The following is a 15,999-nucleotide window of genomic DNA, read 5'->3' as shown; positions in this document are numbered from 1 at the left end:
CCTCCACTACATCTTTCCTTTTCTGATCACGCTGTTCTTTTATCGTAGCCATGGAAAGCAGTATACACTGCCAATACTTTCGGAACGATTAATACCTCTGTTGTAAGTGAGGTTGAGAGCCTTGAAAAACTGCAAACTTTGTCGTTTCAGCTCAGTCTGCAATGACCTGCCGGGAATCTGCATCCTGTTCCAATATGCTGCCGTGGCGATCCTGGTTGGCGCTCTCGCGTTTCTATTTATCACCCAGGAGATACTTACCTAAAGCGGCGGATACCTCAGGGATATCGCATAGAGAGGCGATTCCGGGCAGCTCATTGCTGACTTTGTGGCATGCGCGCACCTCCTGTAGATACCGACATCTACAGCCCCCCGCCATTTTGATGGCGCCTCAGCTTTAGTTCGGGCTATTGAAGACCACCGAGCCGAAGAGATCCACAGCAAACTGGCTGCGCTCCACACCCGGAGCGACCTCGATTTGAAACTCCCCCTTCCCCTCAGCCAACATCAGTAGCGCCTCCTTCACTGTCACTTCTTCCACCTCATAGACAGGAATCGGCACATCAGATGAGTTTTCTATAATATTCATGATGTTATACCCATCATTCGATCGCTCATCCTAAGAATAGTCCTTTCAGACCTGATTACAAATCCGGTATTCTACGGAGCATTTTCCGATCAAAGGCAGTAAAAACCATGCAAAGCCCGATAGTTATCATCGGCGTCGGGGAGATGGGCGGCGTATTTTCCCGGGGACTGCTCAGGCTTGGGGTTCCGCTCTACCCGGTGACCCGCAACACTGATATGGGCGAGCTGGCCGCAGCTCTGCCCAGTCCTGAGGTGGTAGTGGTAGCGGTGGGTGAAGCCGACCTGCAACCCTTGCTAGGGCAGCTACCAAGCGCCTGGAAAGATCGACTCTGTCTGCTGCAGAACGAACTGCTACCAGCCGACTGGACGGGGATTGAGCACCCCACCGTGATCTCAGTCTGGTTTGAGAAGAAGAAGGGGATGGATACCAAGGTGATCATCCCTTCACCGGTCTATGGCCCCCGGGCGGGACTGATCGCCGACGCGCTGGGCGCGCTGGATATCTCCACCCGCATCTTGCAAAACGACGCAGAACTGCTGTTTGAGCTGGTGCTGAAGAACCTCTACATCCTCACCAGCAACATCGCCGGTCTGCGTACTGGCGGCGCCGTGGGGGAGCTCTGGCAAGAGCACCAGGGCTTCTGCCGCCAGCTAGCCAATGAGGTAATCGATCTGCAAGAGGCGCTCAGCGATACACAGTTCGACCGCGAAGCTCTGATCCAGTCGATGAAGCGCGCCTTCGACGGCGACCCTGAACACAAATGTATGGGCCGTAGCGCACCGGCGCGACTCACCCGGGCGCTGGAGCACGGCCAGCGTCTCGGCCTTGAGCTGCCGCTGATGCACGAGATTCAGGCGGAACAGACCCATGACTGATCCGGATCAACTGCCCGCAGGCGCCATCACCCACGGCAGCCGGGTGGAGATGCACTATGCTATGAGCCTTCCCGACGGCACCGAGGTAGTCTCCACCTTCGACGAGCAACCGCTCCAGTTCACTGTCGGAGACGGCACCCTGGCCCACCCCCTGGAACTGGCGGTCTACGGCCTCAGCGTGGGAGCGGATCAGAGCCTGCTGGTCTCGGGAGGCGATGTGTTCGGCCCGCGCGACGCGGCGAAGATTCAACCGATCCCGCTAAGCGAATTTCCCGAGGGGGTATCGGCCGAGCCCGAGACCCTAGTGGGCTTCGTCACCCCCGCCGGCGATGAGATCGCTGGAGTGGTGCTGGAGCGCAACGGTGACAGTGCGCGGGTCGACTTCAACCATCCTCTCTCCGGACGAGAGTTCCACTTCCGGGTGAAGATCTTGCAGGTGCAGAACCCCCTCCCGGACAACCGCGATAACTGATACTCAACGAAACGACCATGTCTAAAATCATCCTTGCCAATCCCCGCGGTTTCTGTGCCGGCGTCGACCGCGCCATCGAGATCGTGCAGCGCGCCCTCGACATGCTCGGCGCCCCGATCTATGTGCGTCACGAAGTGGTGCACAACCGCTTTGTGGTGGAGAGTCTACGCCAGCGCGGCGCCATCTTTGTCGATGAACTTTCCGACATCCCCGACGGCAACACGGTGATCTTCAGCGCCCACGGCGTCTCCCAGACAGTGCGCCAGGAGGCACAGCGGCGCGATCTGCGGATCTTCGACGCGACCTGCCCACTGGTGACCAAGGTCCATCTGGAGGTGGCACGGCGCTGCCGAGATGGCTATGAGGTGATCTTGATCGGCCATCGCGGCCACCCGGAGGTAGTAGGAACCATGGGGCAGTGTCGGAGCAAGGAGGAGTCTGCGCGCATCCACCTGGTGGTCACCCCCTCAGATGTAGAGCAATTGCAGATCAGCGACTCATCGCGGGTCGCCTTCGTCACCCAAACCACCCTCTCGATAGATGACACAGCGCTGGTGATCACGGCGCTGCAGCAGCGATTCCCCAACATCGAGGGGCCGAAGAAGAACGACATCTGCTACGCCACCCAGAACCGTCAGGATGCGGTGAAAGAGTTGGCGGAGCAGTGCGATCTGGTGCTGGTAGTCGGTTCTCCCAACAGCTCAAACTCCAACCGCTTGTGCGAAATTGCAAAAAAACACTCCACCCCCGCCTATCTGATCGATGGCGCGGAAGATATCGACCGTAGCTGGCTCGCGGGGAAGGCCCGAATCGGCGTTAGCGCCGGCGCCTCAGCTCCGGAAGTGCTAGTAGAACGAGTACTCGAGCGGCTACAGGAGTGGGGCGCCGATCAGGTCAATGAGGGGGCCGGAAAGACCGAAGAGGTGGTCTTTTCCTTACCGAAGGCGCTACAGAACTGACCCGGCACTCAAACAGATCGCATGCAGCTCCGATTTCAGTCGGAACTGCTCGGCGTCTGATCCCACGCTTGGCTGTACCAAAAAAAAGCGCCATCAATTGGTGACGCTTTTATCTCCTCAAGGCTGCTGCGTTCAGGGATCGGAGTTTTTGATATCGTTGAGCAGCGCCTGCTCCTCCGCATCGCGAAACTTCATCCCCACCCCGGGCAGCACCCGATCCCGTAGCTCACTCGCCGGCCAAGTGGTGACCTGCGCCTCAGAGGGGATAAACAGCGGCTGGGCAATGGTCGAGTAGTGGTCCCGGTTGGCGCTGGGCAGGATATTGCCGTTGACCCAGAGGGAGCCCATACGACTCGTGTCGATCACCGTGCCCTGCTCAGGGGTGCCGCTCGGACCACCATCGTACTGATCCGGACCCGGATCCCAACCGTAGATCAGCGCCGAATCATCGCAGCGACCCGCCGGACCGGTGAGGAAGTGGTTGTTGACGATGTTGAGATTGGACTGGGGCTCGCCATTTGCCCAGTCATTCTTGATGCGGATGCCGTAGCAGCCCACATTCGCCCATCCCCAACCGTAGACGATGTTGTTGACATAGTCCAACTCCTGCACATCACCACGGATCTGCGGATTGCGCTCGCCATTCTCCGCATAGACATTGTGGTGCATCGAGATCCGCTGCCGCGTCTGGTAGGGCGACGGATAGTGCGAGATGGTGGTCGGATGATAGTTGTGGAAGATCAGGTTCCAGGAGACCGTCACATCCTGCACCTCGCCCCAGATATCAGGACCGGAGTCGGTGGCGTTGCGTGCAGTGATATGATCAAGCACGATATTGCGCGCCACATAGTCAGGATCCCAGTCACCATCAATACCGAGGGTGCCGGCATTGTTGACTGTGCCATCACCCGCCTTGTAGGCGCCCCAAACTCGGATGTGCTGGATCACCACATCGTGAGTACCGCCAACGATCAACGCACCGCCCATCCGCTGGGTCTTCTTGAGGGTGATGCCCGGCGCAGGTGCGCTCGCACCATCGATGGTGATATAGGGCTTCTTGATCAGGATATCGGTCTGCGGATTGATTTCACCCGCCACCGCGAACTGGATCAGTCGCTTCTCCTGGGAGATCGCATCCCGCAGAGTGCCCGGGCCACTGTCTGCCAGCGAGGTCACCATATAGGTCTCATAACCAGTCGGGGAACTCAGCGCGCCGAGAGTGTTTCGACCAAAGCCTTCGATATCACTGCTGCCACCACCAGTCGTACCACCATCAGCCACAGTCAACTGATAGTCGCGACTGGTGCTCTGGCCATCAGAAGTCACCTGCACGCTGAAGCTGTAGCTGCCGCTCTCAGTGGGGGTACCGGAGAGGCTGACGCTGGCCAGAGTGGAGGAGCTATCCAGGCTCAGGCCCGCCGGCAGCGTGCCGCTGCTGATGCTCCAGCTGAACGGAGCAACGCCACCGCTCGCCTGCAGGGTGGTACTGTAGGCGCTGTCCTTGGTGGCCGCCGGTACCGAACTGGTGGTCAGGGCCACTGGCTCGATCGTCTCAACCACTGTGATGCTGAGCGTCTCACTGACGCTATCGCCCGCTGTCTGCAGATTAACAGCGAACTGGAACTGGCCAGCCTGGGTCGGTGTGCCAGTAATATCGATGGAGAGATTATCCGCCGCCTCCGCCCAACTCAGGCCCGCCGGCAACGTACCGCTGAGCGACCAACTGTAGCTGCCTTCACCACCACTGCCGGTGATATTAGCGCTGTAGGCTGTCCCCAGGGTGGCCTGACCGACACCACTAGCATCTACACTCAGCGCTGTGCCTGTGCCTGTGCCTGTGCCTGTGCCTGCATCAACAACAATCCGAAACCGGCTGCTGCTGATCTCACCATTGGCCAAGATGCTGACGGTGAACTCATAGGTTCCCGCCTGATTCGGTATACCGGAGATGAGCAGGCGATCTGCAGTGGCGCCTGGCGCGTATGTGAGTCCCGGCGGCATACCGCTGGAGACACTCCAGCTCATGCCGCTGACGAGTGTGGATGCCTGCAACTCGACTTCGTAGGAGCGCCCGGCGGTGCCGGAGGCGAGGGACGCGGGCGTCGTTGTCGCGGTGCCGCCTGACTCGCCACTTAAATCAGTGCCGGAAGATGCATCAGGCTGGCTGCTACTAACCGCCGTTGCGGCAGTCTCGCTCACACTGCCACCGCCACAGGCGCTCAGACCAAACAGGAGCAGCACTGTAAGCGCCAGCCTGGTCCCGTTCGATAACACTCTTCTACACTTCAACATATCTGCTTCCCAATTTGGTTTCCCGCCTGATCCACCACGCCCCGAACCAGGGGTGAAATACCCTCTGATACCGCCTGTAGCGATCGATGCATTTCATTCTGAATGCAGTAATGGCGGAAGTTAAAAGGGAGTCTTCCAAACAGCGATGGAGGTCCGAGCCAAGCATCGAACCTGTAGCAGTTTCAGTCGTTTTGTGCGCTGCGTCGTCAGCGTATTTTTCCGATTAGAAGGCAGGCAATGGGGAAAATCTGCAACACGCAGAGACAAAAAAACCGGCGGACATTGCTGCCCCCCGGCCCTTGGATTCAACTGTGAAACTCTCTAATGCTCACGATAGCGGACATCTGTCCAGCACCTCGGCAGCGTCTCTCCGGAAGGAAAAATTAGATCACCTTTGGTGAAGCTTTCCGGATCCTGCATCTCTTCGCCGGCATGCATACGACCGACGATCTCAGTGTGGTTGGGGTCGAAGAGATCAACCTGCGTCAGCACCTCAACCAGCTTTTCCGTGTTTTTCTGCATCAGGAACATGGCATACCTCCTAGCAAATGGAAAAGGGCCGAATCGACTTACCTTGTACTTTAATTATGGAGTCCCCCGTTCATTTTTCAAATGCTCCAGGTCCTTGAAATCAGCCAGCAGGCAAATTCAGCCTTGCTGCGCCTGCCATTCCTCGGGGGTACAGGCCTTCTTGATAGAGAGCGCGTGCAGCTCATCATTGGCGATCTGTTCCTGCACCGTCGCCAGCACCATGCGGTGTTTCTGGATCAGGGATTTCCCCGCAAACTCGGCGCTGATCACCACCGCCTCAAAGTGGCGACCATCACCCGTCACTGTCACCTCAGCACCCGACAGCCCGGCGCGGATGAGCTCTTCAACCCTTGTGGTTTCCATCTTGTTCCTCCAAATAGAATCGTGGTGAGAAAATATCCCATCGGCAGGCTTCAGCTGGTGACGGGCCCCATCGACGCACCGCCTCCCGTAGCGTCCCCCGCGTCTAAAGCTCGCGGGTGGCGAGGAAGCGCACCTCGGGCCAGCGCTCCTCCGCCAGGCTCAGGTTGACCCGGGTCGGCGCCAGATAGACCAGCTGATCGTCGCCGTCGAGAGCCAAGTTTGCCTGGTTCTTCTCCTTGAATTTTTGCAACATCTTCTCGTCATCGCACTCCACCCAGCGGGTGGTGGCGACACTGACCGACTCAACTATCGCCTCCACGTTGTACTCGCCCTTCAGGCGCTGCACCGCCACCTCGAACTGCAGCACGCCCACCGCGCCGAGGATCAGATCGTTGTTCTTCAGCGGCCGAAACACCTGAGTGGCGCCCTCCTCGCAGAGCTGCAGCACCCCCTTCAGCAGCGCCTTCTGCCGCAGCGGATCTTTCAGCACCACCCGGCGAAACAGCTCTGGCGCAAAGTAAGGGATGCCCTCGTATTTCAGCTCTTCGCCCTCGGTGAAAGTATCACCGATCTGGATCGTGCCGTGGTTGTGCAGGCCGATGATGTCGCCGGGCCAGGCCTCCTCCACGTGCTTTCGCTGGTCGGCCTGGAAGGTGATGGCGTTGCTCACCTGCACCGTCTTGCCGATGCGCACATGCTTCATCTTCATGCCCTTGCGGTAACTACCAGAGCAAACCCGCAGGAAGGCGACCCGGTCACGGTGCTGTGGGTCCATATTCGCCTGGATCTTGAACACAAACCCGGTGAACTTCTTCTCCGACGGTGCCACTTCGCGCTGCTGGGTGTTGCGCGACAATGGGCATGGGGAGTACTCAACGAAGGCGTCGAGCAACTCCTTGACACCGAAGTTATTGATCGCCGACCCAAAGAAGACCGGGGTCTGCTCGCCGCGGGCGTAGGCCTCCAGATCCAGCTCATTGGAGGCGCCGCGCACGAGTTCGATCTCCTCGCGCAACTCATCGGCCATGTCGCCGATCATCTCGTCCAGTTTGGGGTTGTCGAGCCCCTCGATCACCTCGCCCAGCTGGATCTTGCCGCCGTGGGTGGCACTGAACAGATGGGTGGTGTCGGAACGCAGATCGTAGACCCCCTTCAGCCGCTTGCCCATGCCGATCGGCCAGGAGACCGGCGCGCACTGAATCTTCAGCACATCCTCGATCTCGTCCAGGATCTCCAGCGGGTCGCGCCCCTCCCGATCGAGCTTGTTGACGAAGGTGAGGATGGGGGTGTCACGCATGCGACAGACCTCCATCAGCTTGATGGTGCGTTCCTCCACGCCCTTCGCCACGTCGATCACCATCAGGGCCGAGTCCACCGCCGTGAGGGTGCGATAGGTGTCCTCTGAGAAGTCCTCGTGGCCGGGAGTGTCAAGCAGGTTGACGATCTCGTTGCGGTAGGGGAACTGCATCACCGAGGAGGTCACCGAGATGCCGCGCTCCTTCTCCATCTCCATCCAGTCGGAGGTGGCGTGGCGCGTCGCCTTGCGCCCCTTCACCGTGCCCGCCATCTGGATCGCGCCGCCGTAGAGCAGCAGCTTCTCGGTGAGAGTGGTCTTACCGGCATCCGGGTGAGAGATGATAGCAAACGTGCGTCTCTTATTGATTTCATTGATAAAATTACTTTCTGACAAACTCTATTCTCCAAATATGTACACACTTATAAATCCACTCACACCCTGAAACAGGCAATAAAAAAGCTTACTATTCTAGCCTTGAACAGGGTCTGATGTCAGGTGAAATCGAGATATAGTCAGTAAACGGTCAATTTATGCCACTTCGATACGGCATTGTAACCAGTCAAACCTGTTTGAGTTGGAGGGAGCGCACGGAGTGTTTCACACTCAAAAAGGCCTGGCCCGGTGCCTTGTTTCCTAAATAATTCGCATTACCCCTTCACATTCACTATTGGTGTAACGTGCTGGCACACATCCACCAAATCAGCCTGCAAGCGCATAACCTCAAAAATATCTTTGTAGGCCATTGGCGACTCATCCAAAGTGCTGTCTTCAACTCTGGCTGTAATCCCGCGCATCGTTTCCTGAAAATCTTCAGTCTTGAGCTCTCGCTTTGCCTGCTTCCTCCCCAGGACCCGCCCGGCACCGTGCGAGCTTGACCATAGCGCATCGGGGTTCCCCTTGCCTTCTACGATAAATGAACCATCACGCATGTTGCCGGGGATCACACCCATCATCCCTTCCTCCGCATGAGTAGCCCCCTTGCGGTGAATCCACATGCCGTCCTTCTCCTCAGCATGGTTGTGGTTTCGGTTAATCAACTTGTCCCAATCTGCTTCACCGTCGCAGTAGGCGGAAATTGCACCAACGATCCTCCTCATCATCTCCTTTCGATTTGCAAGCGCAAATTCCAGCGCCCAGCTCATATCGTTGATATAACCGCGTCCTGTATCATCATCAACTCGCAACCCGTGATGTCCCTCCAGTATCTTTTGGGTGCCGGAAGCAAGGCGCATATACTCGGTTGCAATGCCATGCCCGACTCCACGAGACCCGGAGTGGATGATCACCCAAATTTTTCCTTCTTCATCTTTGCCGATCTCAATGAAGTGATTACCTCCACCTAGAGATCCCAATGCGCGGAAACCCTTGCGGTCCTCAAACGCTTTGCGCCCAAGTTGACTCAGATCATCCGGATTCAAGTGACAATCAACAGGGTGCTGGTTGACATTAAACCCAACAGGCACCTTCTTATATATTTCCTTAAAGATTTCCTCGCTGCTTGCAGTCACATCATTAGATTCAAATGAAGTGGGTAAAGCACACATACCACAGCCGATGTCGTACCCGACCCATGCCGGTACGACTACGCCATCGGATGCAACAACTGCACCGATAGGTAGTGAATAACCCGTATGTGCATCCGGCATCAAAGCACCTTTGATGGCGAACTCCTGCCCCATCGCACTATTGAATTGCTCTAATGCGGAATCCTCCAGGTGTTCCGCGTAAATCTTCATATGTTTATCCATGATATTTAGTCCTCATTACATAAAGGTCTATAAATCCAGCGACGCAAACGGTTAACCATGTGCGCCCTGTGGTACAGGAGAGACCACCTTCTTGCATTCAGTACCTTCATTAGAAAACATGATATATTTTAGCAATGCTAACGAATGTATCCAGCATCCCGATCTAGTTCTTAGCTTAGCCAATACCCTAATTACGGAATATATAAATGATGCGCATGCATCCCTGCCTTTCTGGCGAAGAACGGGTGGGTGTCTGTCAATGCCGAGGGGCATCACCCAGCCTGCACAAACCTGAAGGCTGGGGACACGGCTTGACGGACACGAGGGCGGAGCCCTTGAAAAACAAGACTGCTATCGACCCGACCCATGTCATGATCATATTTTCTGGTCTGCCGATACCGCTAGGTCTCGTTCGGCCAAAATCATACACCACGAGTTAAACATGAACTGTAACAAGACTAGTAAACGTAGATTGCGTCCCCTTGTAGCGCCTGATATTCGGTTGTACCCGAATAGAAATATCCTCCACCGCCCGCATTAGGCGTGAAGCCACTATAGCTCTCGTACTTCTCTCCCGTACCACCTAGAATAACTCCATTGGCACCAATTTTAGCCGCCTGCTTTTTGAGTTCATGAACCGCGCGATCCATCGCTTCCTGTTGCGTAATTACTTCTTCAGCTTGTGCTTTCACAATACCAATGTGTTCGAACTCAGCATTAGGCGGAATCCGATATATCCTAACTTGGGAGGGATCAATAGGTGGACGTTGTGTACCAGTAACTAGCACCGACCCCGTAGCACACCCAACGAGCAGTAATGCTAACGACAAAAACGCAAATCGCCACATAATCATATTCCCTCCACATCCTTGTTTCCCGAAGTTGAAAAATAACCTACTGGTAAGCCATCCGATCATGAACGACGGTCTGGGTTTGCATTAAATCCTCCTTGATTTAACACTCGCGTAAATAGCAAAATTCCCACGATCAAGCAAGTATTCATGAGCTACCGTCCCCGGTCCCAATCCTGATCCCTTTTTCTGGTCTAGCAATAGCGTAGAATCTTCTACCGTAGTCTACGCAGCCTTTGTAAAACAGTTTGCGAACTTCTGATAACGTCCATAGCTAAGGTCCACGCCGTTGTCACTAGCCCCGCTTGCTGCAAAGCCATTCGCCAACTGGCCCTGCCAGGAATTATTGTCCGTAACCCCACTGCCAAGACGTCCATGGGGATCACCATAACTTTCTAAGAGACTGTAAAATCCAATGATGTCACCTTCATCAAGTTCTATCTGCAATGTATTGACTTGTTCAGTCGTTAGTGTAGGCATGGTCTAGTCCTCCCTGACTTCTGGTTGAAGCATGATTTCCATACTACGTATAAATTCAATGGCACGCTGTTGTTGAGCACGCCATTCGGAAAAAAAAGCGTCCTTGTTGTAGCTGATTTTGTATAACAGTCCGCCGTTTATAAATTTGTGACTACATCCTGGATAGACAACGCCCTTACCGATTCGACACCTTATAAAACTTATGAGGCGATCATTTTGATCTTTCTCCAAATATACTTCTGACCAAATTTCTGGCTTCTCTTTTAAACCACGATACCAAAGCCCCTTAATTAGGCCATTTTCCTTACCAACAAATTCATATTTAGTAAGACTTTTTACATTATTTGCATTTTGTACATCCAATGAAGGACGCATTGATGCCGGCTCTATCAGAATCCACCCAATGCGGTGGTCTTCATTCCATATTTTGTCGTATTCTTCACGACTCTTTAGTTCATAAGTTGACCGCATTTCTGGCCAGATAACCTCTAAAAGCATGCTGTCCTGCTTTATTCCGGGCTTTGGCCTCCCATCGATGTACATAATAGGTATTTCGAAGGTCCGCTCGGCAATCTCAAAGATTTTCGTTTGTTGACGTAACGGTTTACTTGTATCAACTTTCTTGTGTTCAGGTGGACCAGCGAATTCCTCCCACGTTTTTAGTTCATGCTCATATGTGTACAAACCTACTGGAATAATGAATAAAATTACGAAAACGATCAGTAAACAACATTTATTATTTTGAATAAGTTTCTTCATCCGAATCACTTCGTGAAATTTTTCTTCGATTCATACATGAATAGTTTTTGAATACAACTATAGAGTTATTCTTTAGGTTGTATTGAGAGAACACTCTTACGTGACATTATGGCTGCTGCTATTTTTGATTTGTGTAGAGTGATATTGCCGTTCACATACGTCCGTGTGTTTACTGAAAGAACCTATAGACCGCTGTCGCTAACGCCCTCGATCCAAATCCTGATCCCGTTTTCTGGTCCGGCGGTAACGGCGGATTTTGGTCTTTGATTGTGGCCTCGGCCCATCGGAAGCACCATCTTTCCCGCCATCTGTTTGCTTGCCTTCGGCGGCACGGTCGAACGTATCGGTCAGATCAATTCGCTTCCTGAAAATCAATATTGGCGACATCGGAAAACAGGACGCTATAGTTACCTGCTGGATTAAGAATGGAATTAATAGCTGTTTCGATATCTTGACGATATTCGCCCCCGTCAACAATATACGTCGGCTCAACATCGTTACCGTCATAATAATTTGCTGATGTTATATCAAAATAGCTTCTAAAATACGTATAGGTAACGATGTAGTTTTCACCATAATCCATTTCCAGATTAATACCCGGAACCGCCGATGTATTTATTAATTTCCCAGTTAAGTTAAATGCGTTAATTAAATTGGTAAAATCAGAATATTCTGCCATTATTTAACTCCTTAATTTTTTCTTAAGAGAATTGTTTTGATGTCTAATCATCGCAAAAAGGACTGGATTTACCACCATGTTTAGCCTTCGATTCAGCAGAACACGGATCCATCAAATTTGGGTCTAGAGGATTTAAATACTGATCAGTGATCAAATATATCCACCACAGCAAAAACACACCCATAAAGATAGACAGTACTATTATAATTCCTTTTTTAAACTTGCCATTTTTTGTCTTGTCTTCCCGCTCATTCCTGCTGCTTCCTCCCGACATTCTATTTCCCCTTCACGCTACCTACTGTATTTTATATCCTGTCGCCAACCTCACCCACATTTGTCTAAAATTTTAAACAAACTTAATCTTTCTATTTTTAAGTGGAGAACCTTAATACTCATTTAACGCATTCAATTACCTATACTACGCGCCACTTACCGCCCGCGATCCAAGCCCTGATCGCGTTTTCTGTTCCTCCGATAGCGGCGGATTTTTGTTTTTGATTGTGGCCTCGGTCCGTCGGACGAGCCGTCTTTTCCGCCATCTGTGTCCTTGCCTTCGGCGGCACGGTCGAACGTATCGGTCAGATCAATTCGCTTCTTGGTTGTATGAGCATCACGATCCATGCCCAGTGTCAGCCTCGGCATTTGGGTGCGTCCGCCACGCCCTTGGCAATGCGCCTCACGCCGCATGGCTTCTTCGAGCGAGCGTAATTCCCGCTTTTCAACCTGCTCAAGTGCCCGAAGTTTCCGCTTCATGTCGAGGGTTTGCATCTCCAGACGGCGAGCAAGGGCCAGACGCTCCTTGAACTGGAGGTCTTTGAGTTGCTTCCTTTGTTTCAGGAACGCTTTGGTGCGTTTCCGGTCCTGATAATTATGGAGGGCCTTCCGCAGCATCGTGAATCCGCTGATCCGTCCAAAGGTGCGACCCAATTCACCGGGGCGGTTCCGCGCGCGGGCTTCTCTGATACGCCTCGTCTCCGCAAGATGGGCAGAGCGGAGAGCATCCCGTTCCGCCTTATGCCTTGCGGCCAGGTCGTTACGTGATTTATGTTGCCTCTGCTTGAGGGCGCTTTTCGCCTTTTCAAGTCCAGCACGGCGAGCCTCCTGACTGCGTTTCAGCTCCGCCAGCTCATCGGCATATTGTTCCGATTTTGCATGGGCTTCGATTTCTTTCCGGTGTTTCGCTACCAGTTCCCGCGCCTCATCGACACTCGGCAGGCTCTCCGGTGGATAGTCTTTCTCCAGGAAGGCACGAATATCTTTGGTGCGGACGGACTTGTCATTGATCATTTTTGGCAAGGCATTCATCCCGCCGTAGAAATCGATCAACACATAAGGCCGCTTGCCGGTGGCAAGAATGTAGCCACGTTCGGCCAGTGCCTGAATGAAGGCTTTGGGACTATCACTCGCCCGCCAAGCATCAGTGACCTGCTCCATATGTTCTTCTTTGGAGAGGCCGGTGATCCTCTGCTGGTGCATTTCATAGAGGGAAAGTTGCTTGTTCTTGCCGTCCCGATCCTTGTGATACCCGTCCGGTAGCTCAAGGTTATGGTCGCGGGCAAATTCCCGCGTGACCATCATCAGCTTCTCCCGGTCGAAGGCAAGCTGGACGGCTTTTTCGTTATCAACGTCGATCCTCGACCAGATAACGTGGCAGTGCTCGCGGCCATATTTGCTGTGAAAAACGACGGCACGCGGTTGATCAGTCAAGCCGAGTTTTTCCTCTACCCGGCGAATATAGTCGAAATACTGATCCCGCGTGATTGGGTCTTGTGCCGGATCGGGATTGACGGACAGGCTGTAGAGATAGTTTTCGCACCTCGTCAGGGCATGGGCCTGCGCCTCCCATTCGGCAAAGGCCCCATGCAAATCCTGAGCGATGGCTCCGTTGACCTCCACCAGCTCAACCATCTCGTTGTCATGTTCATTGAGGAGATGGGTTGCCAAATCCTGTCCAAGACCGCGCTGTGAGGCAAAGGGGATCATGGGTTCCTCCCCAACCCTTTGAGTAGGGCTGCGCGAATGACGGTCAGCTCGTCCAAAGCCGACCCGATCTCGGCCTGAATATCCTCATTCTGTCCCGTGGAAAGCTGTTGTAGATCGCCATGGATTTTGGCAGCCTCACCCAGGATTTTAGCGAGCAATTTTGTCTCGATGGATGGGCGGCGGGATTGTCTTGGCTGGGCCTGATTGAACACCGCTTTTGTGAGGAATGCGGAGGTGGAAAGGCCGGACTTTTGAACGCGAGAATAGAACTCGTCCCGCAGATGTTTTGGCGGGCGATATGAGATTGGTGCTTCGCGTTTTTTGTCCTTTCTATCCGTCATGGCCTCCACTCTATTTCAATGGGTGAAAGCTCCTCCTCGCGTGTTCCTCGCGTGCCATGCCAGCCGTTTTGTATGCCCACGCGCTATGCGCTTCGGGCTGGGGTCCAGGGTCGCCATCCTGGTCGATGGGTTTCCAAAGGGAGAGCCGAAGTCTCCTTTTGGTCGTGGTCCAGGACGCGAAAGTCCTGGTCGGTGGGTGTCCAGAGGGAGAGCGGAAATCTCCCTTTGGTCTGGGTTGTCAGGGGCCAGCCCGAAGTGCGAAGCACGTGGGCAGATAAAGAACGCCCTTGACTTGATGGGGGTCCAGGGGGAGAGCAAAGTCTCCTCCGGTCGTCGCCGGTCCGAAGCAGCGAAGCTGCATGGACCGTTTATAAAGATGGGTTCACGCGACGTTGTCGCTTCGAACCCGCGGCGAAACGCAGCCACGCCGAACCATCGGGCCGGAGTGGGAAGCACTCACTTAGTGAAGATCGCCATAAAGCGACTCAGAACTTAGTGAGTCCCTGGGGGGGTACGCGGGGGATGGGAAATCCCCCCGCAAGGTGCGCGCGGTGGAGACCAGAATGGTACTACCGCGCACACCTTGTGCTCATCCCTATTCGGAATTCGCTCCTACTCTGAGGATAACACCAGAGCCGTTAACATTTTCTTAATAAGCGCTCAAATGCCGTGTAATTCTGCGGTATACACGCCAGTTTTCGCTATCTGTTTAGCACGAGTTTTCTAAGAGGAAAAGTTCTATTTCGCTCTCATAAAATACAGGAAGTCACGCTGAACTGTGGTGAGGATATACAATCCTATGACTCCAGCCGAATAGCATGCACGTGTATTGACATGTGAGTGGTTGATACTTAATAGTAAACTGAAGTGTCTTTCACATTGTACACTGAGTGCTTCAACTGCATCAGACAGAAGCAATACTGGAGCGTCACACAATTAACAGGACGTATCATGCTGTATAAATTGCACTCGTCGAACGGACTATTTGACAAACTTTCACCGGTAGAATTCAAGGATTTTTCTAGCTTTGGGAAGCTAGAAAAAGATTTAGAAGAACTGATTGCAAAAAGTATTCTCGATATTTTATTCGAAGACTATAGTTTAATGCCAATATTCCAAGAGAGGTCATATCAAGCAGAGGCAGATATTTATGCCCTGAATGAAAAAGGTGAGTTAATAATATTTGAACTAAAACGAGGGAATGCCGGGGAAGATGCAGTTAACCAAGCATTACGTTATGCACAAAATGCCGGACAATGGAGCTACTCAAAACTGAAAAATAAGTATAAACAGTACTCAGAATCTGACATTGAATTAACACGAGCGCATAGAGATGCTTTTGATCTTGAACATGCACTTAGCCCTAAAGATATCAATAATAAGCAACATTTAATTATTATAGGTAGCGCAGCGGATGACAGTCTGATAACCGCAGTTGACTACTGGAAACGGCAAGGCGTTTCCATAGAGTTTTTACCTTATCGGATCTATGAGATAGGCGAAGAACAATATTTTGAATTTTTCGCTCTACCGTACGACCGGCATAAGAATCCTGGCGACATAAAAGGTGTTATTTTTGATACTAATAGGAGTTGGGATGAAAACTCTATCTGGTACATGATCGAAAATAATCGTGTCGCCGCATTTGGTGAGGCCAAACGATTCGTAGAGTATCTTTATCCTGGTGATATTAATCGTTCCGAAAGTATTGGCAGTCTATTTTTGAACTTGCCAAAATATACTTTGTATCTGACATGCGGAAGAAACTCTTAATCAGCGAAGT

At 52.9% G+C, this 15,999-nt stretch carries 16 protein-coding genes; 4 read left to right on the top strand and 12 right to left on the bottom strand.

Annotation, left to right across the window (positions count from 1 at the left end; translation table 11 throughout):
* Nucleotides 1-394: 394 nt before the first annotated feature.
* Nucleotides 395-586: a hypothetical protein gene (locus tag Ga0074115_RS14630; RefSeq protein ID WP_057956839.1), complete on the bottom strand. Its 192-nt coding sequence runs from the start codon at nt 584-586 to the stop codon at nt 395-397.
* Nucleotides 587-693: 107 nt separating this feature from the next.
* Here Ga0074115_RS14630 and Ga0074115_RS14625 point away from each other — a divergent pair, with 107 nt between their 5' ends.
* The 3 genes from Ga0074115_RS14625 to ispH are packed head-to-tail and all read left to right on the top strand — an operon-like array spanning nt 694 to nt 2,892.
* Complete coding sequence (locus Ga0074115_RS14625) at nt 694-1,461, top strand: hypothetical protein (RefSeq protein ID WP_057956840.1); 768 nt, start codon at nt 694-696, stop codon at nt 1,459-1,461.
* On the top strand, nt 1,454-1,933 hold the full coding sequence (locus tag Ga0074115_RS14620; RefSeq protein ID WP_057956841.1) for an FKBP-type peptidyl-prolyl cis-trans isomerase: 480 nt from the start codon (nt 1,454-1,456) through the stop codon (nt 1,931-1,933). Before Ga0074115_RS14625 ends, Ga0074115_RS14620 begins: the two co-directional genes overlap by 8 nt.
* A gap of 17 nt (nt 1,934-1,950) precedes the next feature.
* The gene (gene ispH, locus Ga0074115_RS14615; RefSeq protein WP_057956842.1) at nt 1,951-2,892 is read left to right on the top strand and encodes a 4-hydroxy-3-methylbut-2-enyl diphosphate reductase; all 942 of its coding nucleotides are present in this window, start codon (nt 1,951-1,953) and stop codon (nt 2,890-2,892) included.
* A 132-nt stretch (nt 2,893-3,024) separates the two neighbouring features.
* Here ispH and Ga0074115_RS14610 read toward each other — a convergent pair whose 3' ends face one another.
* From Ga0074115_RS14610 to Ga0074115_RS14565, 11 genes are all read right to left on the bottom strand, one after another.
* On the bottom strand, nt 3,025-5,133 hold the full coding sequence (locus Ga0074115_RS14610; protein ID WP_232433134.1) for a putative Ig domain-containing protein: 2,109 nt from the start codon (nt 5,131-5,133) through the stop codon (nt 3,025-3,027).
* Nucleotides 5,134-5,505: 372 nt separating this feature from the next.
* On the bottom strand, nt 5,506-5,715 hold the full coding sequence (locus Ga0074115_RS14605) for a hypothetical protein (protein WP_005959787.1): 210 nt from the start codon (nt 5,713-5,715) through the stop codon (nt 5,506-5,508).
* A gap of 117 nt (nt 5,716-5,832) precedes the next feature.
* The gene (locus tag Ga0074115_RS14600) at nt 5,833-6,078 is read right to left on the bottom strand and encodes a BolA family protein (RefSeq protein ID WP_057956843.1); all 246 of its coding nucleotides are present in this window, start codon (nt 6,076-6,078) and stop codon (nt 5,833-5,835) included.
* 103 nt (nt 6,079-6,181) lie between these two features.
* Complete coding sequence (locus Ga0074115_RS14595; RefSeq protein ID WP_060528667.1) at nt 6,182-7,768, bottom strand: peptide chain release factor 3; 1,587 nt, start codon at nt 7,766-7,768, stop codon at nt 6,182-6,184.
* A 254-nt stretch (nt 7,769-8,022) separates the two neighbouring features.
* Nucleotides 8,023-9,123 carry an RtcB family protein gene (locus tag Ga0074115_RS14590; RefSeq protein WP_057956846.1) on the bottom strand — a complete coding sequence of 367 codons (1,101 nt, stop codon included), beginning with the start codon at nt 9,121-9,123 and terminating at the stop codon, nt 8,023-8,025.
* Nucleotides 9,124-9,581: 458 nt separating this feature from the next.
* Nucleotides 9,582-9,977 (bottom strand): hypothetical protein, encoded by a 396-nt coding sequence (locus Ga0074115_RS14585; protein WP_157292804.1) that lies wholly within the window; start codon nt 9,975-9,977, stop codon nt 9,582-9,584.
* 222 nt (nt 9,978-10,199) lie between these two features.
* Nucleotides 10,200-10,454 (bottom strand): hypothetical protein, encoded by a 255-nt coding sequence (locus Ga0074115_RS16380; RefSeq protein WP_157292803.1) that lies wholly within the window; start codon nt 10,452-10,454, stop codon nt 10,200-10,202.
* Nucleotides 10,455-10,457: 3 nt separating this feature from the next.
* On the bottom strand, nt 10,458-11,213 hold the full coding sequence (locus tag Ga0074115_RS14580; protein ID WP_057956848.1) for a hypothetical protein: 756 nt from the start codon (nt 11,211-11,213) through the stop codon (nt 10,458-10,460).
* Between the two features lie 352 nt (nt 11,214-11,565).
* Complete coding sequence (locus Ga0074115_RS16375; protein WP_157292802.1) at nt 11,566-11,892, bottom strand: hypothetical protein; 327 nt, start codon at nt 11,890-11,892, stop codon at nt 11,566-11,568.
* A gap of 429 nt (nt 11,893-12,321) precedes the next feature.
* Nucleotides 12,322-13,875, bottom strand: a complete 1,554-nt coding sequence (locus tag Ga0074115_RS14570) for a relaxase/mobilization nuclease domain-containing protein (RefSeq protein WP_057956850.1) — start codon at nt 13,873-13,875, stop codon at nt 12,322-12,324.
* Entirely contained in the window at nt 13,872-14,216 is a 345-nt protein-coding gene (locus tag Ga0074115_RS14565; protein WP_057956851.1) for a hypothetical protein, read from the bottom strand. Before Ga0074115_RS14565 ends, Ga0074115_RS14570 begins: the two co-directional genes overlap by 4 nt.
* A gap of 951 nt (nt 14,217-15,167) precedes the next feature.
* Here Ga0074115_RS14565 and Ga0074115_RS14560 point away from each other — a divergent pair.
* Entirely contained in the window at nt 15,168-15,989 is an 822-nt protein-coding gene (locus tag Ga0074115_RS14560; protein ID WP_232433133.1) for a PDDEXK family nuclease, read from the top strand.
* Nucleotides 15,990-15,999: the final 10 nt, after the last annotated feature.

The sequence above is a fragment of the endosymbiont of Ridgeia piscesae genome (assembly GCF_001443665.1).
GTDB lineage: Bacteria > Pseudomonadota > Gammaproteobacteria > Chromatiales > Chromatiaceae > Endoriftia > Endoriftia persephonae.
Note: the sequence above shows the minus strand (reverse complement) of the source record. Positions and strands in the feature narration are given on the sequence as shown.